Raw genomic sequence first — 24,284 nt, 5'->3', positions numbered from 1 at the left:
GAAGTGACGAGGCGTCCCGCCTCATCGGTCCCGACCGGCGCGAGGCGGTCATACGGCAGGAGCGGGCCGTTCCCCGAGCAGCCGGGTGCGGAACAGGTCGAGGACGGTGTCGAGCGCCTGCCGGGTGGGCTGTCCCGGTTCGTCGACGAGGTGTTCCGTCAGGACGGAGTGCGGCGCCAGGGCGCTCTGCGGGTTGGCCGCGCTCGCGTCCAGCTCGACGGCGACGAAGGCGTCACCGAGTTCCCGCCGGAGGTGGTCGAACCGGTCGCCGGGGACGAGCCGGTCGCCCCGGAAGCGCAGACCGAGCACCTGGAGCCCCTCGCGCTCACAGCGTCCGCGGACGACCGCGAGGTCCTCGGGGCTGATGTCGATGGCGCCGGCGCGGCTCGCGGTGCAGGCCAGCGGGAGCGACGGCTGGGAGAGCACCGGGGCGACGAGGCGCTCGTCCGTGGCCATCGCCAGCGCGAATCCGCCGGTCAGGCACATCCCGACGGCGCCCACCCCGGGGCCGCCGCAGCGTTCGTGTTCGGCGGCCGCCAGGGCGCGCAGCCACCGCACGACGCGCGAACTGCGCCCCGTGGCCAGCAGCGTGAACTCGCGGCTCACGCACACCCGCCACAGCGACGAGGCCATGTAGCGGGCGGCACTCGACCGGCCGGCCCCGCCGAAATCGGCGTCACGGCCGGGCTCGCCGAAGAGCACCGGGAGTACGGCCGTACAGCCGGCCGCCGCGACGTGCTCGGCGAACTCGATGACCTTGGGGGTGATGCCCGGGATCTCCGCCATGACGATCACCGCGGGGCCCGTGCCCCGGCGCAGGATCCGGCGGGTGGCACCGTCATGGGTGAACGTGCTCTTCTCGAACCCGCTCAGATCGTGGTCTGCCACGCGCCCCGCTCCTTCCGACGGCTCTCTCCTGGACGACATCAAGTTACCGAGAAGTAGAGCCTTGTGGTCAAGCGGTCGGCACACGTTTCGGTGCAGTCGCCCGGGGTGGGGTGAGCAGCACGGCGTCCCGGCGCTCCCCGCTCACCCGGACGGCGGACCGCGCCGGGCGTGCGGCGTGCCGCCGGGCGAGGCTGGGACGGAGCGGCGGCGCCCCGGCGTGGGCCCCTCGCCCGGTCCGGTCGGGGCCGGCCAGGTACAGCCCGAGGAGGCCCACCCGATGGAGAACGGCCCCGGACACGACGCCTCCGGATCGATCGGCGCCGCGCACCGTGCGGCGCGCGGCCGTGCCGCCTACGCCGACCGCGCCGACTTCGACGACGCCACCCGCGGCTTCGTCGCCGCACTGGAGCCCTGCGTGATCCGGGCCGCGGACGGGAGCGTCGTCTGGGACGGCGACGCCTACGCCTTCCTCAACGCGGACCGCCCGGACACCGTCCATCCCAGCCTGTGGCGCCAGAGCCGCCTCACCGCCCTCCAAGGGCTCTTCCAGGTCGTGGAAGGCGTGTACCAGGTGCGCGGCCTGGACCTGTCGAACATGACCCTCGTCGAGGGCGACCGCGGCGTCGTCGTGATCGACCCGCTGATCAGCGAGGAGACGGCGGCCGCGGCCCTCGCCCTGTACCGGGCCCACCGCGGGGACCGTCCGGTCACGGGAGTCCTCTACACCCACAGCCACGCCGACCACTTCGGGGGCGTCAAGGGCGTCACCACCCAGGCCGAGGTCGACGCGGGCGCGGTCCCGGTCCTGGCGCCCGAGGGCTTCCTCGGACACGCGGTCAGCGAGAACGTCTACGCCGGCACCGCGATGGCCCGCCGCGCCGGCTACATGTACGGGGCCGGCCTGCCCAGGGGCCCGCGCGGCCAGGTCGGCGCGGGCCTGGGCCAGACCACCTCCACCGGCCGGGTGACGCTGATCCCGCCGACCGTCGACATCACCCGCACCGGCCAGGAGGAGACCGTCGACGGCGTGCGCATGGTCTTCCAGCTCACCCCGGGCACCGAGGCCCCGGCCGAGTTCAACCTGCTGCTCCCCGACCACCGGGCGCTGTGCATGGCCGAGAACGCCACCCACACCCTCCACAATCTGCTGACCCTGCGCGGCGCCCTCGTACGGGACCCGCACGCCTGGGCCACGTACCTCACCGAGTCCATCGCACTGTTCGGCGACCGGTGCGACGTCGTCTTCGCCTCCCATCACTGGCCCACGTGGGGCCGCGAGCGCGCCATGTCGTACCTGGCGCAGCAGCGGGACCTGTACGCCTACCTCCACGACCAGACGGTGCGCCTGCTCAACCAGGGGTACACCGGGACCGAGATCGCCGAGACGCTGCGCATGCCGCCGGCGCTGGAGGCCGCCTGGCACACCCACGGCTACTACGGATCGGTCAGCCACAACGTCAAAGCCGTCTACCAGCGCTACATGGGCTGGTTCGAGGGGAACCCGGCGCTCCTGTGGCAGCACCCGCCGGTGGAATCGGCCCGCCGCTACGTCGAATTCATGGGCGGTGCGGCGGAGGTCCTGCGCCGGGCCCGGACCTCCTTCGAGCAGGGCGACTTCCGCTGGGTGGCCCAGGTGGTCGACCACGTCGTCTTCGCCGATCCCTCGAACGCGCAGGCCCTGGAACTCCAGGCCGATGCCCTGGAGCAGCTCGGCTACGGGGCCGAGAACGGCACCTGGCGCAACTTCTACCTCACCGGCGCCCAGGAACTGCGCGGCGAGCGGGTCGGGACACCGGCCACCGCCGCGTCCCCGGACGTGCTCGCCGCCCTGAGCCTGGACCAGCTGGTGGACTCCCTCGCCGTGCGGATCGACGGGCCCCGGGCCTGGCACGCGGACGTCGCCGTCCGGTTCGTCCTGCCCGGCTCGGACCCGCTGACGCTGCGCCTGGGCAACGGGGTACTGACCGGCGTCCGCGGGGACAACCCCGCGGCCGGCCGCCCGCACGCCGTCCTCGTACTCGGCGAACCGCTCCTGCGCGGGCTCCTGCTCGGCGCCGTGCCGCCGGACGACCTCCTGCGGCACGAGGGGGTGGCCCTCGACGGCGACCCCTCGGTCGTCGCCGAACTCTTCTCCTACCTCGACTCCCCCGACCCGGACTTCGCGATCATCACCCCCTGACGAACGGGGGCGGCCTCTATGCTGCGGGAATGATCAAGCCGATTGAACTGGTGATATTCGACTGCGACGGGGTACTCGTCGACACCGAACGCATCGCACTGCCCCTCCAGGTCGCACTGGGGGCGGAGCTGGGCTGGCCGCTGACCGAGGGGGAGGTCATGGAGCGGTTCATGGGGCGCTCCACCGCCTCCATCCGCGTGGAGATCGCGGCCCGGGTCGGCGACGAGACGGCCGACCTCTGGCACCGGCTCTTCGAGGAGCGCCACCGTGAGGCGGTGGACGCCGGGTTGTCCGCCGTCGAGGGACTGCCCGAGGCACTCGGCTCGATCACCCTGCCGACCTGCGTCGCCTCCAGCGGCTCGCACGAGAAGATGCGCCACACCCTCGGCCGCACCGGCCTCTACGCGCACTTCGAGGGCCGCATCTACAGCGCCACCGAGGTGAGCCGCGGCAAGCCGGCCCCCGACCTGTTCCTGTACGCGGCGCAGCGGATGGGCGTCGACCCGGCGGCGTGCGCGGTGGTCGAGGACAGCCGCCCCGGTGTCGAGGCCGCCCGCGCCGCCGGCATGCGGGCCTTCGGCTACGCGGGGGGACTGACCCCGGCCGAACAGCTCGTAGGCGCCGCCACCGTCGTCTTCCACGACATGCGCGACCTGCCCGGCCTCATCGCCGCAGGGTGACCCGCGGGCTGCCTGGTGGTCAGAGGTGCGCGTCGCGGGCGAGGGCGGTCATGACGGCCTCGGTCTTGCGCTCGCCGAACGGCGGCGGGGTGATGCCGCGGTCCCGCAGGGCCTGTTCGAGCTGCGTCTGGACCTCTGCGGCGTCGGCGACGTCCGAGCGCACCGATACCTCCAGGAAGCGCAGGCCGTTGTCGGTGCGCCATTCCTCGATCGCCACCTTGCCGGGCAGCTCGTCCCAGTCCTCTTTCCACTTCACGGCGTGTACGGGGCCCAGCGCCGTCAGGTCGGCGAGATCGGCCTCGGTCACTTCGGCGACGCGCAGGAGTTCCCGCTGCTGGTCGATGAGCAGCAGCTCGGGCGGGCCGACCTCGGCCTCCAGCGAGGCCGACACCATCGGCGCGAACCCCGGGCCGGTCCGGTCCTGCTCGATCTTGAAGTCCCAGCCGTCGCCCTCCCGGTCCTCCCGCCAGGGCGCCGGCAGCGCCGGGCAGGGACGCAGCTTGACGGTCAGGTCGGTCTCCCGCTCGGACGCGGGTCCCTCTTCGTCCCGGCGCCGGCGCAGGATGACGCCCTGACGCAACAGGGGCAGAGTGACCGTGCCGTCGGCCGCCCACTGCGGTCTGTCCCAGAAATGGATCGCGCGGCGGCTCCCCTCGTCCCGGTCGAGCTCCAGCGCGTCGAAGGCGGCCTTCGCGTCGGCCCCGGCGAAGCTGATCTTGATTTCGGCGGCCGTGGCGGCCGGAGACTCTGCCATGGTGCCGTTATCCCACGCGGGGCGCGGGCCCGCATCTCACGCGGCTGCGTGCCCGGGGGCGGCCGACGGGGACGGGCCCGCCGCACTCCGGGTGCGGCGGGCCCGTCCTCCCTTGCGGCCTCTCTAGGCGGTCGGCGACAGGATGGTGTCCTCCGGCCGACGTGCCCTGGGCGGGGTGCTGCCGGCGACGATCAGGGCGAGTAAGACCGCGGCCGCCTCGCTCTGCAGGAGCCGGGCGGCCTGCTTCAGCCGGCCGGGGTCGGGGACCGGGATGGACAGGGCCACGCATTCCGCCTTCGGGCCCGCGGTGATCGGCACCGCCGCGCACACCGTGCCGATCGCGTACTCCTGCAGGTCGAGGAGGGGGGCGTTCGGCGGGCGGTGGTCGAGCTGGTGGAAGAGGTCCTGCTGGCTGGTGAGGGTGTGGGACGTGAACCGGGTGAGCCGGTGGCGGGCCAGGTGATCCTTCCGGTCGTCGTAGTCGAGCTGGGTCAGCAGCGCCTTGCCCACGGCGGAGGCGTGGGCGGCGACGCGGAAGTCGACCCACTCCTCCACCACGGGTGCGCCCGGTCCGTCGGCGTACTGGGTGATGGAGACCTCGCCGTCGGTGTAGCGGGCGACGTAGACGGCGGCGCCGACGGCGTCGCGCACCCAGGCGAGGGTCTCGTGCAGGTGCCCGCGTCCGTCTCCGTTCGCCGATTCGGCCAGCAGGAGGGCGTTGCCCGCGATGTACGCGTCCGGTCCGGTCGGGGTGGCCAGGTTCGCGCGGATGAGCTGCTCCATGGCCCGGGCGAGGACCAGTTGCGGCAGTGCTGTTTCCCGGGCGATCTGGGTCAGGTTCACGCCTCCCGAGTAGCGGTTGATGACTTCCAGGACCCGCAGTGCCTGGTGGGCGGATTCCAGTGCGGCGGGGGCGGGCCGTCCTTCGGGCGTCTTCCGGGCGGCGTGGGTCAGCTGGGGCTCTTTCAGTGCTTCGAGGGCCCAGGCGTTCGCCTGGTGTGTCAGGTGCAGGGGGTTGAGCCGGGCGTTCTGCGCGACGGCGACCGCCACCTGCGGGCCGGGTGTGACGACCTCCCCGAGGTCCGGGTGCTCCTTGCGGGGGCGGGCCTTGAGCGCCTGACGCAGTCGTGCGGGGAGCCGGCACGGGGACCGGCCGGCCCCTCCGGGTCCGGTGATGAGGGCGGTGAGGTCCTGGGTGGTGATGGGCGGGGTGGTCCAGATGACCGAGGCGCCGAGGGCCTCTTCGAGGTGTTCCGGGAGCTGCGGCAGGGGCGGGAGGTGCTCTTCGGGGGGCAGGGTCCGGGCCTGGCGCCTCCAGTGGCGGGCGGTCGCGACCTCGGCCCGGGCGAGGTGCAGGAGGTAGAGGCAGTGGGCGGCGGTCTGCGAGCCCGCCCCGGCCGCGTACTGGAACCAGAACTGCGCGTCCTCCATCCGGTCGGCCAGATGGAGCAGGCAGCCGAACAGCAGGGCCGAGTCCACGCCGTAGGGCCAGGAGTCGGCGTCGAGAGCGAGTTCGGCGAAGGCCCGGCTCTCCACGAGGCACCAGGTGAGGTCGTCCAGACCCCGCGCGGCGCGCACATGGCAGGCGGCGTCCAGGACGAGGTCGTCGGCGGCGGCTGGGACGGTGTACGCGGATGCTGATGCGGATACTGGTGCTGATGTGGCCTGCCCCCGCGGCAGCGGGGTCGCGGAGCCGGGGGGGCCGGTGGTACCGGTCGCCGAGCGGGCGCGGTCGGCGACGATCCGGCGGGCGATCCGACGGCGGGCCGCGCCCTCGTCGTATCCGGCGTACTCCTCCGCGAGTACCGTCGCGTCCGCAAGGGCCGCGTCCAGTTCGCACAGCGGCATGTCGCGCTGGCGGGGCATGTCGCTCACTGGTCCTTCTCCTCTCCGGGGATCCATTCCACCCCGAGCTTGCGGGACAGGGTTCGGCGTGCGCCGCGGATGTGCGAGCGGACCGTCGCGGGGGTGATCCCCATCATCCGGGCGACCGTGTCGGAGTCGTTGCCCAGGAGGAAGGCCAGCAGCACCACGTCGTACTGCCGCTCGGACAGGCCCGCGATCGCCGCGTACAGCCCGAGCTTCGACTCCAGCAGTTCCAGCCGCTCTCTGGAGGAGCGGCGCAGCGCTGCGAACCACGCCGTCTCCACCATCGCCACCTGCCGGCCCAGGGCCGCCAGCCGCCGTTCGACGTGCTCGCGCAGCACCGCCCACGCGAAGCCGTGGAGGCTCGCCTCCTTCAGGGCCTGGCGCCACACCTTCAGCAGGAAGGTGAACACGTCGTCGACGACTTCCTCGGCGTCCTTGGGGTTTCCCAGCTGCAGGTGGGCGTAGCGCAGATAGGCGCGGTGCTGTTGGGAATGGAAAGCGGTGAAGTCCACCGGCAGTACGCCGGCCAGTTCGCTGGAGACCGCCTGGTCCCCCGATGGATCGAAATCGCCTTCACTCATACGCTCCCCCACAGCTGTTCGTCACCGCGCACCGGGGCGGCGGGGACCTCATGGTGGCGGGCGCGGGGAGCGGCACGCCGGTGGCCGGCGGCTGGTCCGCCGGTTCCCGTCCGTACCCCCGCGCCCGGCAGGCGCATGGGCGCCCTGAACACATCGATCACGAGATGGCGGGCAGTGCTGGCTAACAGCGCGAGGGCGACCGTCTCGGCAACATTCACGTCGGCGCGGAACCTTTCAAGTGGATCATGAGCAACCGGCATGCCTGCCCCCGAACCGGCTGCCGTGGAGCAGCAGGTGCTCCCGTTCACCACCCCATCGGAAAGCGCGCCCGATCGTGCAAGCCGGTCCCTGAAAATCTTCCGAAGGAAGCGCATCCGCTTCCTTGCGCGCCCCGGTCCGCCCACGCGCGCCCCTGCGTGCCTGCCGTGCGCCGCCTCCGCCGACACGCGCCCGAACGGGTCCCCTCCGCTGTTTCTGTCACACGATCGGATGCCGTCGCGGCCCCATCCGGTGGGACACGTCCCGACTCCCCCCTCCTCGGTGCCCCGTACCTGCATGGTGGGTCCAGCTTTCGGCGCCCCGGCCCCCGGGTCCCGCGCGCCCGTCGAGGAGGAAGGGGCTGTACCCATGGCGTTCGCGAGGAGCTTGCTGCCCGCCGTGCTCTGCCTGGCGCTCACCGGTGTGCCCGCCGCACTCCCGCACACCGCGGCCGCCGCGCCCTACGAGGGCCAGAGCGGCCACGAGAGCGCGCTGTTCGGTGTGAAGGCGACGAACAACGCGGCGGCCCAGGAGTTCACGGTGGACGGCACCCGGCTCTCCCGGGTGAGTGTCTGGCTGGGCAGCGGGGCGGCGACGGGCACCGTGACCGCGCAGGTCCGCCGGGTCCGCGCGGACCCGGACTCGGTGATCGCCTCGACGACCCTGGACCTCGCGGCGCTCGGCGGCGCCGGCGCCGGCTGGGTCGAGTTCCCGCTGAGCGCCACCGTCACCGCCGGCGCCACGTACCACCTGTTCCTCCAGGCGAGCACCGCTGAGAGCGGGCCGATCGCCTGGTACGGCACCACCCGGTCCGTGCCCGGCTCGCTGACCAGCTGGAACTACGACAGGGCGTACTGGGGCGGCTGGCACGCCTACGGCTCCCGGCTCGCCTTCCACGTCAACCCGACCGGCAGTGAGCGCTGCGGGGAGACCGAGCCCTGCTACGTACCGGCCTCGGCGCTCGCCGCCCGTACGTCGGGCCTGCTGACCAACCGGGTCGCCACCGAGGCCGTCCTGCCCCCCTTCGCCGTGGGCGCCTCCTACGTCGACGGGAGCAATGTGCTGCGCCTGCCGTCGGGGCGGTGGCGGTACCTGCCCGACGGGGCCTCGGCGTCGGCGGTGGTCGAGGCGGACGACCCGGGTGCGCTGGCGCAGGTCGAGGAGAGCCGCGCGTGGCTGGCGGCGGGGACGGTGCCGGGGACCACCGCCGCGCAGCGGGCCGCGTCGCAGCGCGCCCTGCTGTCGATGCGGGCGCTGCTGAAGCCGAACGGCGCGTTCGCGGCGGCGTGGGCGCCGCCGTGGGAGTACTCCTGGCCCCGCGACGGCGCGTTCGCGGCGGTCGCCTTCGCCGCCACCGGGCACGACGAGGAGGCGTACCGGATCCTGGGCTACGACGCGCTCACCCAGCGGGCCGACGGGACCTGGGAGGCCCGTACCGTGCTGGACGGCAGCGGGCCGCCGGACGCGCGGAAGTGGCAGCTGGACGGCAACGGCTGGGTGCCCTGGGCCACGTGGCAGTGGTACCGGGCGGCGCCGGCCGGCGGGCGGGACGAGCGGCTGCGCGAGCTCTACCCGATGGTGCGCAAGGCGGCCGACCACGCCGCCCGCTCCCTGGGGCCGGACGGCCTGCCTCCGGCGTCCCCGGACTACTGGGAGCTCGACACGGAGACGGCCAACATCGGTACCGCCGCTCCCCTGCTGGCCGGGCTCAACTCCGCGGCCGACCTGGCCGCGCGGCTGGGCATGGGCGCGGACGCGGAGCGCTGGGGTGAGGCGGCCCGGCGGCTGTCCGCCGCGATCGCCACCTCCTTCGCCCCGCTGGGGTACCAGCGGACCGTGGACGGCGAGCACGGCCGGGACAGTGCGGTGGCGTTCATGGCGCCCCCGTTCAACGCCGCCCCGGCGGATCTCGGCGAGGCGCTGGACTCCGCCTACCGGGCGCTGCTGCTGCCGAACGGCGGTGTCTCGCCCGGCAACGACCCCTCCTTCAGCTGGGGTTCGTACGCGTGGACGGCCAGCACCTCCTTCTTCGCCCTCGCCTGGGCCGGTACCGGTGAGCCGGCGAAGGCCGGCAGGGTGCTCGACTGGGTGCTGTCCAAGCGCAACGGGCTGGGCGAACTCCCCGAAACGGTGAACGGGGCCGGGCTGCCGTCCGCCGTGGCGCCCCTGGGCTGGACGGACTCGCTGGTCGTGCTCACCACGCTGGCCCTGCAGGGTTCCGTGCGGCCCACTCCCCCGGCGGCGCGGTCGTCGGTGGAGTGACCGGCCCCGTGAGGGGCACGACTTGTGGTGTGCATCGACAGGAGGCGGAGGCGGTTATGCGGGGCGGAACGATCGCGGTGGTCGGCGGGAGTATCGCGGGGTGCGCCGTCGCGACGGCGGCGGCGCGGGCGGGCGCCGGTGAGGTGGTGGTGCTGGAGCGGACGCGCGGGCGGCTGCAGGACCGGGGCGTCGGCCTGTGCATCCACAACGAGCGGGCCGCCGAGCTCGGCGCGAGCGGCGCGCTGCCCGGGGGGATCGCCGCGCATCCGCTGGAGCGGCGCCGCTGGGTGGTCCGCGACGATGCCCGCGGGGCGGGCGGCCGGGTGATCTGGGAGCAGCCGTTCCCCTTCCACTCCTACCACTGGGGCCTGCTCTGGCAGGGCCTTCGGGAGTCCGTGCCGGACGCGGTGGTCTACCGGCAGGGCGAGGCGGTGACGGGGGTCGAGGAGACCGGGGACGCGGGCGTCGAGGTGCGGCTCGCGGGCGGGTCCGTCGAGCGGTACGACCTGGTGGTCGGTGCCGACGGGTACCGGTCGGTGGTGCGCACGGCGCTCTGCCCGGACTCCCGGCCGCAGTACGCCGGTTACGTGTGCTGGCGCGGCAACTTCGACGCGGCGCTGCTCGCGGGCCTGGGCAGCGTCGCGGACTCGGTGCCGGAGGCGGGGACCACGGTCTGCTTCCCGGGCGGCTCCTGCGTCATCTACCGGATTCCAGGGCCGGACGGACCGCGGGTGAACTGGGTGCTCTACGGCTCTCCGCCGCAGGACGGGCAGCTGCGACTCGACGATCCGACGAGCTTCCCGCCGGGCGGCCTCACCCCCGCACTGGCGGGGCATCTGGCGGCGCTGCTCGATCGCGAGTTCCCGCCGTACTGGGCGCGGGCGCTCAAGCTGACCGACCCGGCGGACACCTTCGTCCAGCCGATCTACGACATGGAGACCTCGCGGACCGCCGGCGGCCGGCTGCTGCTCGCGGGGGACGCGGCGAGCGTCGTACGCCCGCACAACACGAGCGGCGCCGCCAAGGCGCTCCAGGACGCCACCGCCCTCGCCGACGGCTGGCGCCGCTGCGGGTCCTTCGAGGAACTGCTGCACGGCTACGAGGAGAGTCGCGGCGCAGCCGGACGGGACCTGGTCGCGCTGGCCCGCCGACTGGGCCGCGCCCAGGTCGAGCGGACCCCGGCCTGGGCGGGCATGGACGGCGAGGCGATGGAGGCCTGGTGGCGGGGCCAGCTCGGCGGGGCCCCCGGTATCGGGGGCCGGGCCATGGCCCCGTAGGCCTCGGCCCCTGGTCGTCCTCAGCGGGTCTCAGCGGGTCTCAGCGGTCCTTGGTGGTGTTGCTGGTGATCGAGCCGTCCGTGCCGGACACGGTGACCGCGTGGCGGACGCCGTCGGACCCGATGACCACGGCCAGCCAGGCGCTGCCGCCGCCCTCCTGGGCGACCGCGCGCAGCCCCGCGACCTTCCCGCCCGGCACGGCTGCGGCGGCCTTCTCGGCCGCCTCGCCGATGGCCAGGGAGGGGATCGGCGCGGGCGCCGGGGCGCTCTTGTCGAAGCCCCCGTGCCCGCCGGCGCCTCCGGGACGGCCCTGCTCCCCGGGCGCCTTGGGGCCCGCCGGCCGGCCGGGCTCGCCCTGCTCGCGTTCGTGCCGCGGTCCGGCCGCGTGCGGGCCGCCCCGGAGGCCGGCCTCGGGTCCCGGTCCGGCCCAGGCGATGCGCGGGCCCCGGTCGGCGCGCATGTGGTGGTCATGGTGTTCGGCCACGGCCACCGCCGTCACTCCGCCGACGACGACCACGGCGACCGCGCCGGCCGCCGCCCAGCGGGCGCGCCTGCCACGGGGGACGAGGCGGCCCAGGGCCGCGGACTTGCGGGCCTCGGCCTCGGGGGCGGTCACCGGGGCGGTCGCGGCGGCGGTCTCGGCCGGCTCGGACGGCGGGACAGAATCAGACATACAGGAACTCCTCAGGACAACCGGGCGCGGTGCGCGGCTCGTTCCAGAGCATGCTGAGCGGAAGCTGAAGCCCCGCTGAAGCCACCTGAAGACCTCTTCAGCCAACGGTGGGACGGGCCTGAGATCCTGTCCGGCATGCGCGTACTGGTGGTGGAGGACGAACGGCGGCTCGCCGTGGCCCTGCAGCGAGGGCTGCAGTCGGAGGGGTTCTCGGTGGATGTGGCCCACGACGGGACCCAGGGCCTGTGGATGGCCACGGAGCACGACTACGACCTCATCGTGCTGGACATCATGCTGCCCGGGCTGAACGGGTACCGGGTGTGCGCGAAGCTGCGGGCGGCCGGCAACGAGTCGGGGATCCTGATGCTCACGGCGAAGGACGGCGAGTACGACGAGGCGGAGGCGCTCGACACCGGCGCCGACGACTTCCTGTCCAAGCCGTTCTCCTACCTCGTCCTGGTCGCCCGGCTGCGGGCGCTCGGCCGGCGCACGGGCCGTCGGCGGCCCCAGGTGATGCGGTTCGGCGACCTGCTGCTCGACCCCGCCCGGCACTCCTGCTCGCGCGGCGGCACGGAGATCCGGCTGACGGCGCGGGAGTTCGCGGTCCTGGAGTACCTGGCCCGGCGCTCCGGCGAGGTGGTGCCCAAGCGGGACATCCTGGAACAGGTGTGGGACAGCGCCTTCGACGGCGATCCCAATGTGGTCGAGGTCCACGTCAGCGCCGTCCGCCGCAAGATAGACGCGCCGTTCGGCCGTGCCGCGGTGGAGACCGTGCGCGGAGCGGGATACCGGCTGGCGGCCGACGGTGGCTGAGGCCGGGGCCGGGCGTCCCGGCCCGAGCGAGCGCGTGCGCACCGCCCTGCGCGCGGTCCCGGGGGCGATCCTGCGCCGGTGGCCGGCGCTGCGGCGGCTGTGGCCGACCACGGTACGGGCGCGGGCGACGGTGGGCGCCAGTGCGGTGGTGGCCGTGGCCCTGGTGCTCGCCGCGTTCGCCCTGCTCGGGCTGCTGGAGGCGAACCTGCTCCGCAACGCGGAGAACGACGCCCGGCGCCAGGCCGAGACGGTGGCGCAGCTCGCCGCCGCCGGGAAGCTGGGCCGCGTACGGCCGCCGGCCCGCGGCATCGACTTCGTCCAGGTGGTGGGCGCCGACGGACGCGTCCTGTTCGCCAGCCCGAACCTGGCCGGGGCGCCCGCCTTCCCGCCGCCCGGTCCGGGCGCTCCGGGAACCCGGTTCCACACGTGGCGGGTCCGCCCGCTGGACGGTGAGTACCGGCAGCGGGTCGTCCAGGTCGTCACGCAGACCCCGGACGGCATGGCCACCGTCTACGCCGGCGCCTCCCTGCGGGACGCGGACGCGGCCGACGACACGACCACCGCCGCTCTCGTCATCGGCATGCCCCTGCTGCTGGCCACCGTCGCCCTGGTGACCTGGCGCGTCACCGGTCATGCGCTGCGCCCGGTGGAGGAGATCCGGGCCGAGGTCGCCGAGATCTCCGACCGCGGCCTGCACCGCCGGGTGCCGGTGCCCGCCACCCACGACGAGGTCGCCCGGCTGGCCGAGACCATGAACGCCACCCTCGACCGGCTGGAGGCCTCCGGGATCCGCCAGCGGCAGTTCATCGCCGACGCCTCCCACGAGCTGCGCAGCCCCATCACCGTCCTGCGCACCCAGCTGGAGGTGGCGCTGGCCGTCCAGGACCCGGAGTTGTGGCCCGAGCTGATCTCCGGGGCCCTGGAGGACATCGAACGGCTCCAGCACCTCACGGCGGACCTGCTGCTGCTCGCCCGGATCGACGCGGCCCAGCCGGTGGCCGCCGTCCCGCTGGACCTGACCGCCTTGGTGCGCGAGGTGGTGGAGGGCCGGCTCGGCGACCGCGTCCCCGTACGGCTGCGGCTGGAACCCGGTGTCGAGGTCACCGCCGGCGCGCTGTGGCTCGGCCGTATCGTCACCAACCTCGTCGACAACGCGCAGCGCTACGCGGACGGGCGCGTGGACGTCACCCTGCGGACGACGCACGGCGCGCGGCCGGGCACCGCCGTGCTGGAGGTCGCCGACGACGGCCCCGGTATCCCGGCGGCCGACCGGGAGCGGATCTTCGAGCGTTTCACGCGCCTCGACGACTCGCGCAGCCGTGACCACGGCGGAGCCGGACTGGGGCTCGCCATCGCCCGTGATCTGAGCACCCACCACGGCGGAACGCTCACGGCCGAGGGCGGCGCGGGCGGAGCCGCCGGCGCGCGGCTGGTGCTCCGCCTGCCGACGACGCCCCGGCCCTGACGGGACCGGGGCGGCCGGCCCGTCCGGGGTGCCACCCGTTCACCCGTTCACCCGTTCACGAAGAGGATGTCCTCGCTGGGGTGGGTCATCCGCAGGATCTGGTCGTCCGTGATCTCGACCACCCGGTGCAGACCGGTGAGGACCTCGTCGCCGGGCAGGATGCGGAACTTGTCCTCGCCCGCGGCCAGGAAGGCGGGGAAACAGGCCAGCGAGCAGTTCTCCGGGTCGAAGTCGAAGTAGTCCTTCAGCCGGCGGAACAGCTTGGGGAGGATCACCACGCCGGTGTCGTCGTTCGTGATCGATTTGATGCCGTCGATCTCCGCCCCCTCGACCGTCACGTCCTTCGCCCACAGTCCCTTCGGCGGGGTGTGCTCCTTCGCCTCCAGGGCGACGGCCTTGAGAGCGTCCCGCAGGTCAACAGCAAGGCCCTCGTAGAAGGTCGGGTAGACCAGGCCGAGCGAGAGCAGGTGGTGATTGGCGGTCCGCTCCAGCCTCTTCTTGTCGACGTCGACCTGATAACCGCTGTACGCGAACGGGATACCCCGGCCGACCAGGGCCACGCAGCGGCCGAACATGTCCGTGCCGCTGGTGAGGATGTAGCCGGGCACTGTGTCGGGGGTGGTGGTGACCGTCCCGTCGTCGTGCCACTGGATGCTGGTGAACTGGAGCCAGGTCAGCAGGGCATCGGCGGCCTCGCGCGCGAACGTGAGCGGCTGGTGCCGCTCCGGCCCGTAACTGCCGTTGGTGTAGTGGGTCTCCAGCGCGTCGATGCCCTCCAGCCGTACGGAGACACGGCCGTCCGCCTTGGGCAGGACCCCGGTGCACCCTGGCACGAGTTTCCAGTCCGCCACGTCGTCCGGGATGAAGGGGATGGTGTCCCCGTCCGGCTTGGCTCCGCCGTTCACCCGGAACGACCCTCTGATCAGCAGCATGGACACGACGACTCCCACGGACGCAACCGAGCGATCACTTTAAGTAGCAGTACGTCACTCACAGTACACGTCCTGTCCGACATCGCCGCTCTCGCCCGCCCGTGGCAGGCGCGGGAAAACCCGGTGCCCCGGCAGGACGCGATCACTAGACTCGCTGTACGCGCTGCCGACAGGGCACCGCGCGCCTGATGCCGAGTGAAGAGAAGGGGAGCTGCGCCATGTGCACGTACCGCACCGCCGCCTTCGCTCCCCCGACCCGGTACGACGTGATCCCGGTGTCTCGCAGCGGGCGGTGCCGGCTGCGCGGCCGTCACCGTATGCCCGTGACCCACTTCTAGGGTTCCGCCCCCTCCTGCCTTCCGTACACCCGTATGCCCATGGGCGCGTACGTCCTCCTGCCCGGACTCCCTCCGGGCGGGTCGGCGGCGCCGCTCTGCGCTGCGGCCGCGCGGACGGACCGGGGCGACTTCGGGGAATCGCGCCGCCCTCTTCCTCAGCACACTCGAAAGGCCTCGGGCCATGCGCGCCAACAGGCAGCCCCGCACCACGACTTCCCCCGCCGCCGTCCGCAATCTGGGCATCCTCGCCCACGTCGACGCCGGCAAGACCACCGTCACCGAACGGATCCTCTTCGCGACCGGTGCCATCCACCAGCGCGGCGAGGTCCATCACGGCACCACCGTCACCGACTACGACCCCCAGGAACGCGATCGTGGCATCACCATCTTCGCCGCGGCCGTGAGCTGCGCCTGGGGCGGTCATCGCGTCAACCTGATCGACACCCCGGGGCACGTGGACTTCTCCGACGAGGTCGAACGTTCCCTGCGGGTGCTGGACGGGGCGGTCGCGGTGTTCGACGCCGTCGCCGGGGTCGAACCGCAGAGCGAGACGGTGTGGCGGCAGGCCGACCGGCACGGTGTGCCCCGGATCGCGTTCGTCAACAAGCTGGACCGGGCGGGCGCCGACCTCGACACGGCGGTCGCGTCGATCCGCGAGCGTCTGGGCGTCGTTCCGCTGGTGGTACAGCTGCCCATCGGAGCGGAGGGCTCGTTCTCCGGCGTCGTCGACCTGCTGGCGATGCGCTCGCTGCACTGGCGGTCCGGCTCCGACGGCTACCAGGTGGGTCCGGTCCCCGAGCCGCTGCGGGAGGAGGCGGCCCGGCGCCGCCGGCTCTTGGAGGAGACGGTGGCGGAGCTGCACGCCGACGCCCTGGAGGAGTTCTGCTCGGCCTCGGCCCTGACGGAGCGGACCCTGGTCCGCGCCCTGCGGGAGCTGACGCTGCGCGGGGAAGGTGTCGTGGTGCTGTGCGGATCGGCGTACCGCAACCGCGGGATCGAGCCGCTGCTGGACGCGGTCCTCGCGTACCTGCCGTCGCCCTCCGACATGCCTCCGGTACGGGGGCTGGTGGAGGACGGCGTGGAGCAGGAGCGCGCCCCCGACCCGGCGGAGCCGTTCACGGCGCTCGCCTTCAAGGTGACGGCGACGGCGACCGGGCGGCTCACGTACCTGCGGGTCTACGCGGGCACCCTGCGCAAGGGCGCGACGGTACTGGACGCGGCCACGGGCCGTACGGAGCGGGTCGGCCGGATCCTGCGGGTCCAGGCCGACCGGCACGAGGAACGGGAGGAGGCGGTGGCCGGTGACATCGTCGCGGTGATCGGGCTGAAGGCCGCCCGGGCGGGCACGACCCTGTGCGCGCCGGGCGCCCCGCTGGTCCTCGAACCGCCTTCGGTGGCCGAGCCGGTGGTGTCGGTCGCGGTCGAGGCCCGGCGGGGCAGCGACACGGGCCGGCTCTCGGCGGCGCTGGCCCGGCTCGCCGAGGAGGATCCGTCGCTGGTGGTGCGGTCCGACGCGGAGAGCGGCCAGACCGTGCTGTCGGGCATGGGCGAGCTGCACCTGGAGGTCGCGGTGGAGAAGATCCGCAGCGGTCACGGGGTGGAGGTCGTCGTCGGCCGGCCGCAGGTCTCCTACCGGGAGACCGTCGTGCGCGGGGTCAGCGGCCTCGTCCACCGGCACGTCAAACAGGACGGCGGCGCAGGCCAGTTCGCGCACATCGTCCTCGACGTCGAGCCGCTGGAGGAGCCCTGCTTCGCGTTCCGGTCGGCGGTCGTCGGCGGACGCGTACCGCAGGAGTTCGCGCGCGCCGTGGAGGCCGGCTGCCGGGACGCGCTCGCCGAGGGGCCGCTCGGCGGGTTCCCGGTGACGGGGCTGCGGGTCACGCTCACCGACGGGGCGACCCACTCCAAGGACTCCTCGGAGATGGCGTTCCGCGCGGCGGGCCGGTTCGGGCTGCGCGAGGCCCTGCGCCTGTGCTCGATGGAGCTCCTGGAACCGCTCGCCGAGGTCATAGTGACGGTTCCGGAGGACGGCGTCGGTGGCGTTCTGGGCGATCTCGCGGCCCGCCGCGGCCGGGTCTCCGGTTCCACGGCCGAGGCCGGGACCGCCGTGATCACGGCGGCCGTGCCGCTGGCCGAGCTGTTCGGCTACGCGTCCCGGCTGCGCGGCCGGACGCAGGGGCGGGGCACCTTCACCACCCGGCCGGCCGGTCTCGCACCGGTTCCGGCCTCGGTCGCGGGGACCCTGCCGGTCCGCTGACCGCCGGGTGACCGTCCGGCGGCCGCCCCGCCCCACCCCCGTTCACCGGGGGCGGGACGGCCGCCCGGGCGAACCGCATCGAGCGGTCCGCCCAACAGGTCACCCGGTTCCCGTCACGCCCGGGCGGACGGGGCCGGGAGCATGGCGAGTTCGCCCAGGGTGCGCGCCGCCGGGGCCGGGTCGACCAGCCACATGAGGTGACTGCCCGCCAGCGTGCGGACGTCGTAGGGGTTGTCGGGCGTCAGCTCGTCGCCCTCGCGGATCAGCCGGTCCTGCAGGGCGAGGGGCAGGCTCGCGTCGTCGGCCAGGCGGATGTAGGTCTTCGGGATGCGGCCCCAGGTCGCGGCCTGTGCCCGGTCGGCGGAGCCGCCGACGTCCAGGTTCTCGTCCGGCTGGAAGGTGTTCAGGAACGTCAGGAACTGCTCGTCGGTGCCGTCGGCGAAGAAGGTCGCCTTGAACGCGGCGAGCGGCCCGGGGTTCGCCGTGCGGAAGTTGACACGGAGCAGCCCGAGCTCGGCGGGGTTCCCTGCCAGTGCCGAAGCGAAGGCTGCGGGGTCGACCCCGGCCATCTCCGGCTCGGCGTAGTAGTCACCGACGTCGAGCCGGACCGGGCACCAGGCCGAGACGTAGACGATGCGGTCGATCAGATCCGGGCGTGCGTTGGCCGCGGCCGTGGCCGTGATGCCGCCCCGGCTGTGGGCGACGAGGATCACGGGACCGTTCCGCTTGGCCCGTTCGAGGATCCCGATCAGGTGCGCGACGTTGTCGGCCAGCGTGACGCCTTTGATCGAGCCGGGCGCGGTGGCGAGTCCCTCGGGGTCCTGCGGTGCCTGATAGGCACGGGTGAAGGTCGCCCGGAAGCCGTGGCCGGGCAGGTCGACGGCGACCGATCGATGCCCGAGGAGGCCGAGTTCGGCCTGGAGGGGCGCGAAGGAGAAGGAGTTCGCGAAGGCTCCGTGGACCAGTACGAACGTAGGTTGCATCGGTGTACTCGCTTTCATTCCGAGGTCCGGCGCAGGACCAGGCAGAGGAAGCCGAAGCTGTCCCGGTAGCCGTGCAGCCACTCCGAACGTGCGGCATTGGCGGTCTCCAGTGCCTGCGCGGCGGCCGGATCGTCAGGGTGGTCCAGGGCCCACGCGGCCAGCGAACCCCAGCAGGCCCACTCGTAGGCGTCCAGTTCGGCGCGGGTGCTGGCATGGGCGTGGACAGGGGTCCATCCGGCGGCGACGACTTGGTCCACCGTGGTCGCCAGGTCGGCGAGTTCACCGAACATCTCGACGGCCTCAGGTGAAGGGGCGCGGTCCCAGAACGACTCACCGATCAGCACGCGGCCCCCGGGAGCCAGGTGTTCCCGGGCAGCCGAGAGGGTGGGGAGGAGGCCACCGAAGGCGTGCGCGGCGCCGATGCTGATCACCAGGTCGAACGGCTGCGGGGAGACGAATTCCGCGGCCTCCTGCCGGTGGAGAACCAACCGCTCGTCGACCCCGCGTTCGCTCGCGGCCCGGCGGGCCTGGGTCACGGAGACCTCGGAGACGTCGACGCCCTCGGCGTACAGGTGCGGGCGCGTCTCCAGGGCGCGCAGGAGCCATTCCGCCGTGCCGCATCCGAGGTCGAGCACGCGCTCGTCGCCGCGCGGGAGGCCGTGTTCGAGCAGTCGGACGACCGAGTCGTCGGCGAGCGGGGACTTGATCGGGTGGCCGGCATGGGCGATCGCGGAGATCTGCTCGCGGCTCATCGGCGCGGCGTGCCCCGTGTCGAGGAGCAGCTTCGCGGCCACCGCCGTGCCGTCGGTGCCGATCGTGCCGGCGACGGCCTTCGCCCGGCTGCCGACGTCCGGGTCCAGGGCTGTCCTGAGCGCGGCCGACAAGGACTCGAAGGTCGGGGTCGGGCCGTCGTGGGCCACGCCGATGCCCAGCTCGGCCACGCGGCCGGCCCAGTACGGCTGGTCCGCCATCTGGGGTACCACCACCTGCGGAGCGCCGGCCCGGGCGGCCGTCGTCGTCGTACCCGCACCGCCGTGGTGCACGACGGCAGCCACGCGTCCGAACAACCGCTGATGGTTGACCTCGCCGACGGCGAAGCAGTCGTCCCCGTCGTCGATCAGGGCCAGGTCCGCCCAGCCCTGCCCGAGGAGTACGCGGCGACCCTGCGCGCGGACCGCTTCGATCGCGGCCTTGGCGACGTCCTGCGCGTTGCGCACGGGAATGCTGCCGAAGCCCACGTACACCGGTGGCGTGCCGGCATCCAAGAACGCCACCAGATCGGCCGGGAGCGGGCGTTCATCCGGCCGTATCCACGCGCCGGTCTGCACCACATCGAGGTCCGCCGGCTCCTGCCACGGGCTCAGGACCGGGTCCGCCGCCAGCCACGGCCGGTCGGTGAGGACGTAGTCGCGGAAGTGGTCCACCGGGGGCAGGCCGATCGACGCCCGCTGGGTGTTGAGCCCCACGCCGAAGAGCACGTTCATGTTCTCGATGTCCAGGTCCCACAGCGCCTGGTTGTCGGTCACTTCCGGCGGGAAGGGCCGGCCCGGCCGTTCGAACGGGGCGTGGTGCGGCGACGGCAGATAGGTCGGGAAGTAGGCCACGAATGTGTAGGGGATACCCAGCTTCTCGGCTGCCAGCCGTGCGCCGGCCGCGGCCGGGAGCAGGCCGGTCGCCACCATCACGTCACATCCCTCGGCTGCCGCGGCGACCGCTTCGTACGTCATGGCGAGCAGAGCGGCCGCGCGCTCGGGCAGTCCCGCCGCCGGCATCGGCGTCTCGCCGGTCACCGCCCCCTTCACGATCTCGCGCACCGGCGAGCCGATCGGCACCAGCGGCAGGCCGACGCCGTCGAGGAAGTCCGCGAAGTCCGGTGGCGCGCACACCCGTACGTCCGCGCCGAGCGCCCGCAGCTGCACTCCGAGTCCGGCGAGCGGCTCGATGTCCCCGCGCGATCCGTACGCCATCAACAACACACGCATGTGGTGGTTCTCATTTCCGTAGGTCCTGATTTCTGGATTGGTCCGCACGACCCCGGTCGTGCCGCGGGTCCCGACGGCTTTCGTGGTCGGGGCGGTCGTACGTGATGAGGCTGCGTCAGGCCGTGGTGCTCGGACTCCAGCGGTCGAGATCGGCATACGCCGGGATCCACCGGGCGGTGCAGGCGGCGTAGGCGGGTGCGGGCAGCCGGGCGAGGAGCCTCGCCGCCGTCCGTTCGTCGGCGCCGTCCAGCAGCCACGGCAGAAGAAGCGGTGCGTCCTGGTCGATGTGCCGGGCCTGGACCCGGCTGAAGTGGCCCCACTGCTCGGCCGTCAGCACCCGCCGGACCAGTGGGAGCACCGTTCCCTCCTCGTGCTCGAGATGGCCTGCCAGGCCGCGGGCCAGCGCGTCGGCGAGCTGGCCCAACCGCAGCGAGTCGGCGCCGGGGTCGGTCAGCGCGCCGTCGATGGCCTGGATCACCGTGGCGATGGCGGCATGTTCGGCCTCCATCACCTCCAGCAGCGCCAGGTCCTTCGGCCGGTCGGCCAGGTTCCGCCGCAGCGACGGCCACAGCGCGTCGTCCTCGGCCGTGTGGTGGGCATGGAGAGCCTTCTTGAACAGCGTCCATCCGGCAGTGGCGGCCAGCACCTGCCTCGGGTCGTGGTCCGCGGTGGTGGTGAGCCGGTCCAGATGGGCCAGTTCCCGGCGCAGGGCGTCGTGCATCGCGTACATCACGGTCAGATCGAAGGCGTCGCTCATGAGCGGTTCGCGTGCGGTCCGGCGTGCTCACCGGTCACTGCCGCGACGTGGCTGGAGGCACGACGCGCCGATGACGGGACGAAGGCGCCGGCGGGGCGCCTCATCACGTCCGGCCGTACGCATGGGGGTTCGTGCACGCGTGACTGCATGCTTCAAAGATCTTGCGGCTCGCACGTATGATCAAGGAACATTTGTGCGCGGTTCGATAACCGCCAGGTTATCGACGAAGGGCCGGGGGCCGGTGGAGCTGCGGGACATCGAGATCTTCCTGGTACTGGCCGAGGAACTGCATTTCGGCCGGACCGCACAGCGGCTGCACGTGTCCCAGGCGCGCGTCAGCCAGGCCATCAAGAAGCAGGAACGGCGCATCGGGGCCGAGCTGTTCGCCCGAACCAGCCGCACGGTGCGCCTGACGGAGGTCGGCCGCCAGTTCCGTGACGATCTGCAACCGGTCTACGCGGGCCTGCACGAGTCACTGGAGCGGGCCCAGCTGGCGGCCCGCGGCATCACCGCGCAGCTCCGTGTCAGCCTGATGCCCTTCAACGTCGCCGATCTGCACCCCTATTGGAAGGCGTTCCGCGCGCGGTACCCGCACTGGGGGCTCCAGGTCCGCCAGGCGACCTTCACCGATGTGTTCGGCCAGCTCCGCAACGGCGCCATGGACGTCCTGGTCGTATGGCTGCCGGTGGAGGAGCCGGACCTCACCGTCGGGCCGCTGCTGTGCACCGACTCCCGGATCCTCGCCGTGGCCGCCGACCACCGGCTCGCGGAACGGGACTCGGTACCGGTGGAGGTGCTCGCCGACTTCCCGCACGGCACCGCCCACGGCCTGCCGGACTACTGGGAGGACAGCTACCTGCCCTTCTACACTCCGCGGGGCCGGCCGATCGAGCGCATCATGTCCGCGGCATCGGACACCTCCGATGAGCTGATCAGCCACGTCGGCATGGGCGAGATCATCCACACCTTCCCCGGCCATGTCACCAGGCACTGGGGCATGTCGAACATCCGGTGGCTTCCCCTCCCCGACATGGCCGCCCTGCACTTCGTCCTGGTCTGGCGGACCGAAGCCGAGAACGACCTCATACGCGCCCTGGCCGACACGGTGCGAGACCTCGGCGTGTACCACTTCTGACGAGACGTGCGGCGTGAGCCGGACGGCCCTGCGGACGAGCCGAAGGGCCGTGGCCGGCCACTCCTGAGCGCCTCGGCAACCATTGAGGCCCAGCGCGGGTCCTCCTCGGTATCAGGCCCCGTGCGGGGGCGCCGTACGCGAGGGTGGAGGAGCGTCATGGGGGTCCGCAGGGCAGTGAAAGGCGTCGGCGAGTTCCTGATCGAGGCCGTCGGAGAAACCGTCGGCGAGGCGATCCTCAGCCTGCTCGCCTGCGCCCTGCTCGGCTGCCTGGTGCTGATCGCCTACCTGAGCTGGTCCTTCAGCCCACGCTTGACCCTTGCGGGGGCCGGGCTGCTCAGCCTCTTCCTCGCCCACGGCGCCTGGCAGACCTTCCACGGCCCCAAGAAGGGTGGCCGTCGGGGCCTCGCCGCCGTATCCACGGCCGGCTTCGTCCTGACCGCGGGGACGAGCGTCTTCCTGTTGTTCTACGCCACAGGCTGCGACTGCCTCTGAACGGGCTCGCCCGGCACCTGGGGGTGGGCATGGCGGACGAGTCCCAGGTACAGGGGGCGCGGCGCAGGCTTTAAGCTGCGGGATCCGGCGGTACTCGCAGACAGACAAGGTGAACATGTTCGAGTCGGTGCAGGACAATCCCTACCCTGACAGCCACGTCCTCGGCGAGGGCCCCGAGCCGCACCCGCTGCTGCGGCCCGTACTGCCCCTGCTGGGACGCTGGCACGGCCGGGGGCAGGGCGAGTACCCGACCCTGGAGAAGGACTTCCGCTACGAGCAGGAGATCACCTTCAGCCACGACGGCCGCCCCTTCCTGCGCTACGAGGCACGCGCGTGGCTGATCGACGGGTCCGGGGCGCCGGTGCGGCCGGCGGGCCGTGAGGCCGGGTGGTGGCGGGTGACTCCCGACGCCGCGCTGGAGGTCGTGCTCGCCCACCCGACGGGCATCGTGGAGACGTACGTCGGGCGGGTGTCCGGTGCGGAGTTCGAGATCGAGACCAAGGACGTGGCGCTGACCCCGCTCGCCAAGGAGGTCACCGGCACACGGCGGCACTACACGGTCGGGAACGGCGAGATGACGGTCGTCCACGACATGGCCGCCGTGGGGCAGCCCCTGCAGCACCACCTCACGACACACCTGCGGCTGCGCCCGTCGTAGGCGGCGCCCGTCGTGGGCGGCGCCTGCGGGAGATCACCCGGGTGCCCCGGCACGGGCTGCGGGTGCTGCGGGTGCTGCGGCCCGCACCGTCGCACACTCGGTGTCAGGCCGGAGCCGAAGGCCGTGACCGTGGGGAGTGAGCGACCGTGGTGGATGTGGAACGACGCTCCGCCCTGGCGGGCCTGCTGTGCGCGGGGTTCGCCGGGTTCGCGGGGCTCGCCGGGTTCGGGCCCTCCTCCCCGGCCGTGGCCGCGCCCGCGCCCGCGTGGGGGCGCACCGCCCGGGCCGCCTCCGGTCCCCGCCCGCCGGCGTCGCTGCTGGGCGACGAGATCCGCCGGCTGCCCACCTCCCGCAAGGTCCTGGCCCTCACCTTCAACGCCGCCTGGGACGTCGACGGCATCGACACGGTGCTGGCCGAACTGCGCCGGCGAAAGCTGCCCGCCACCTTCTTCCCGACCGGCACGTTCGCCGAGACCCACCCCGCGGCGGTGCGCTCCATCGCCGACGCGGGGCACGGCCTCGGCAACCACTCGTACAGCCACCCCTACTTCGACGACCTCAGCACCACGGAGCGGGCGGACGAGGTCCGCGGGGCCGACGCGGCCATCCGGGCGGCGTCCGGGACCGAGCCCCTGCCGTTCTTCCGTTTCCCCTACAGCTCCACCACCCCGGAGTCCATCACCGACGTCAACGACCTGGGCTACGCGGCGATCGAGTTCAGCGCCGACACGAACGGCTACCTCGGCCCGCAGGGCGGCATGAGTGTGGACAAGGCCGTCGAACGGGCCGTCGACGCCTTCGTCCCCGGGGCGATCATCCAGATGCACGTCGGCAGCAACGGCTCCGGCGTCGTCCTCGACGCCGAGGCCCTTCCCCTGATCGTCGACGCCGCCCTGGCCGAGGGCTACGAGGTCATCGACCTGCGCCAGTTCCTCGAAGCCGCGGCGGGAGTCCGCTGACGGCCGGTCCGGCGGGCGCAACACCGGTGCGCGCGACGGGAACGACGACCCGCCCGACGTCTCGGCGAGCGCGCATCTGCCCCGGCGCTCCC

20 protein-coding genes and 1 pseudogene are annotated in these 24,284 nt (G+C 73.1%); 11 read left to right on the top strand and 10 right to left on the bottom strand.

Features of this window, described 5'->3' with window-relative positions; all coding sequences use genetic code 11:
* Nucleotides 1-48: 48 nt before the first annotated feature.
* Complete coding sequence (locus KO717_RS35645; protein WP_301373825.1) at nucleotides 49-888, bottom strand: dienelactone hydrolase family protein; 840 nt, start codon at nucleotides 886-888, stop codon at nucleotides 49-51.
* Nucleotides 889-1,165: 277 nt separating this feature from the next.
* Between KO717_RS35645 and KO717_RS35640 the strand changes: the two genes are divergently transcribed.
* Entirely contained in the window at nucleotides 1,166-3,067 is a 1,902-nt protein-coding gene (locus tag KO717_RS35640; protein WP_301373824.1) for an alkyl/aryl-sulfatase, read from the top strand.
* Nucleotides 3,068-3,096: 29 nt separating this feature from the next.
* Complete coding sequence (locus tag KO717_RS35635) at nucleotides 3,097-3,747, top strand: HAD family hydrolase (RefSeq protein WP_301373823.1); 651 nt, start codon at nucleotides 3,097-3,099, stop codon at nucleotides 3,745-3,747.
* A gap of 19 nt (nucleotides 3,748-3,766) precedes the next feature.
* On the opposite strand, the gene KO717_RS35630 is transcribed toward KO717_RS35635, so the two are convergent.
* The 3 genes from KO717_RS35630 to KO717_RS35620 form a co-directional block, all read right to left on the bottom strand.
* Complete coding sequence (locus KO717_RS35630) at nucleotides 3,767-4,501, bottom strand: hypothetical protein (protein ID WP_301373821.1); 735 nt, start codon at nucleotides 4,499-4,501, stop codon at nucleotides 3,767-3,769.
* Between the two features lie 123 nt (nucleotides 4,502-4,624).
* On the bottom strand, nucleotides 4,625-5,455 hold the full coding sequence (locus tag KO717_RS35625; protein ID WP_437184674.1) for an IclR family transcriptional regulator domain-containing protein: 831 nt from the start codon (nucleotides 5,453-5,455) through the stop codon (nucleotides 4,625-4,627).
* A 917-nt stretch (nucleotides 5,456-6,372) separates the two neighbouring features.
* Nucleotides 6,373-6,951, bottom strand: coding sequence for an RNA polymerase sigma factor (locus tag KO717_RS35620; RefSeq protein ID WP_301373819.1), 579 nt, complete (start codon nucleotides 6,949-6,951; stop codon nucleotides 6,373-6,375).
* A 627-nt stretch (nucleotides 6,952-7,578) separates the two neighbouring features.
* Between KO717_RS35620 and KO717_RS35615 the strand changes: the two genes are divergently transcribed.
* Both KO717_RS35615 and KO717_RS35610 read left to right on the top strand, forming a co-directional pair.
* Nucleotides 7,579-9,471, top strand: coding sequence for a hypothetical protein (locus KO717_RS35615; RefSeq protein WP_301373817.1), 1,893 nt, complete (start codon nucleotides 7,579-7,581; stop codon nucleotides 9,469-9,471).
* Nucleotides 9,472-9,527: 56 nt separating this feature from the next.
* Nucleotides 9,528-10,748 (top strand): FAD-dependent monooxygenase, encoded by a 1,221-nt coding sequence (locus KO717_RS35610; protein ID WP_301373815.1) that lies wholly within the window; start codon nucleotides 9,528-9,530, stop codon nucleotides 10,746-10,748.
* Between the two features lie 40 nt (nucleotides 10,749-10,788).
* Here the strand turns inward: KO717_RS35610 and KO717_RS35605 are convergent, their stop codons facing one another.
* Nucleotides 10,789-11,421: a hypothetical protein gene (locus tag KO717_RS35605; protein WP_301373814.1), complete on the bottom strand. Its 633-nt coding sequence runs from the start codon at nucleotides 11,419-11,421 to the stop codon at nucleotides 10,789-10,791.
* Nucleotides 11,422-11,556: 135 nt separating this feature from the next.
* Between KO717_RS35605 and KO717_RS35600 the strand changes: the two genes are divergently transcribed.
* A complete protein-coding gene (locus tag KO717_RS35600; protein WP_030772503.1) occupies nucleotides 11,557-12,234 on the top strand; it encodes a response regulator transcription factor in 678 nt (225 codons plus the stop codon).
* 88 nt (nucleotides 12,235-12,322) lie between these two features.
* Nucleotides 12,323-13,699 (top strand): sensor histidine kinase, encoded by a 1,377-nt coding sequence (locus KO717_RS35595; RefSeq protein ID WP_437184673.1) that lies wholly within the window; start codon nucleotides 12,323-12,325, stop codon nucleotides 13,697-13,699.
* Between the two features lie 47 nt (nucleotides 13,700-13,746).
* On the opposite strand, the gene KO717_RS35590 is transcribed toward KO717_RS35595, so the two are convergent.
* Nucleotides 13,747-14,631 carry a nuclease gene (locus KO717_RS35590; RefSeq protein WP_367401561.1) on the bottom strand — a complete coding sequence of 295 codons (885 nt, stop codon included), beginning with the start codon at nucleotides 14,629-14,631 and terminating at the stop codon, nucleotides 13,747-13,749.
* Nucleotides 14,632-15,150: 519 nt separating this feature from the next.
* Here KO717_RS35590 and fusA point away from each other — a divergent pair.
* Complete coding sequence (gene fusA, locus KO717_RS35585) at nucleotides 15,151-17,226, top strand: elongation factor G (RefSeq protein ID WP_301373806.1); 2,076 nt, start codon at nucleotides 15,151-15,153, stop codon at nucleotides 17,224-17,226.
* Nucleotides 17,227-17,339: 113 nt separating this feature from the next.
* Here the strand turns inward: fusA and KO717_RS35580 are convergent, their stop codons facing one another.
* From KO717_RS35580 to KO717_RS35565, 4 genes and pseudogenes are all read right to left on the bottom strand, one after another.
* Entirely contained in the window at nucleotides 17,340-18,209 is an 870-nt protein-coding gene (locus KO717_RS35580) for an alpha/beta fold hydrolase (protein WP_301373805.1), read from the bottom strand.
* Between the two features lie 14 nt (nucleotides 18,210-18,223).
* Nucleotides 18,224-18,961, bottom strand: a complete 738-nt coding sequence (locus KO717_RS35575; RefSeq protein WP_301374952.1) for an SAM-dependent methyltransferase — start codon at nucleotides 18,959-18,961, stop codon at nucleotides 18,224-18,226.
* 15 nt (nucleotides 18,962-18,976) lie between these two features.
* Nucleotides 18,977-20,191, bottom strand: a pseudogene (locus KO717_RS35570) (glycosyltransferase); the annotation flags it as partial.
* Nucleotides 20,192-20,306: 115 nt separating this feature from the next.
* Nucleotides 20,307-20,948: a hemerythrin domain-containing protein gene (locus KO717_RS35565; protein WP_301373803.1), complete on the bottom strand. Its 642-nt coding sequence runs from the start codon at nucleotides 20,946-20,948 to the stop codon at nucleotides 20,307-20,309.
* A 241-nt stretch (nucleotides 20,949-21,189) separates the two neighbouring features.
* Here KO717_RS35565 and KO717_RS35560 point away from each other — a divergent pair, with 241 nt between their 5' ends.
* The 4 genes from KO717_RS35560 to KO717_RS35545 all read left to right on the top strand — a co-directional run bounded on the left by KO717_RS35560 (nucleotide 21,190) and on the right by KO717_RS35545 (nucleotide 24,192).
* Nucleotides 21,190-22,083, top strand: coding sequence for a LysR family transcriptional regulator (locus tag KO717_RS35560; protein WP_301373802.1), 894 nt, complete (start codon nucleotides 21,190-21,192; stop codon nucleotides 22,081-22,083).
* Between the two features lie 156 nt (nucleotides 22,084-22,239).
* Nucleotides 22,240-22,575, top strand: coding sequence for a lysine transporter LysE (locus KO717_RS35555; protein ID WP_301373801.1), 336 nt, complete (start codon nucleotides 22,240-22,242; stop codon nucleotides 22,573-22,575).
* Nucleotides 22,576-22,690: 115 nt separating this feature from the next.
* Entirely contained in the window at nucleotides 22,691-23,233 is a 543-nt protein-coding gene (locus KO717_RS35550; protein WP_301373800.1) for an FABP family protein, read from the top strand.
* 155 nt (nucleotides 23,234-23,388) lie between these two features.
* The gene (locus tag KO717_RS35545; RefSeq protein ID WP_301373799.1) at nucleotides 23,389-24,192 is read left to right on the top strand and encodes a polysaccharide deacetylase family protein; all 804 of its coding nucleotides are present in this window, start codon (nucleotides 23,389-23,391) and stop codon (nucleotides 24,190-24,192) included.
* The last annotated feature ends 92 nt before the right edge of the window (nucleotides 24,193-24,284 follow it).

The organism is Streptomyces xanthophaeus (assembly GCF_030440515.1).
In the GTDB taxonomy this organism is placed as follows: Bacteria; Actinomycetota; Actinomycetes; order Streptomycetales; family Streptomycetaceae; genus Streptomyces; species Streptomyces kutzneri.
The sequence above is the reverse complement of the archived record's forward strand: the minus strand, read 5'-3'. Positions and strand labels throughout refer to the sequence as shown.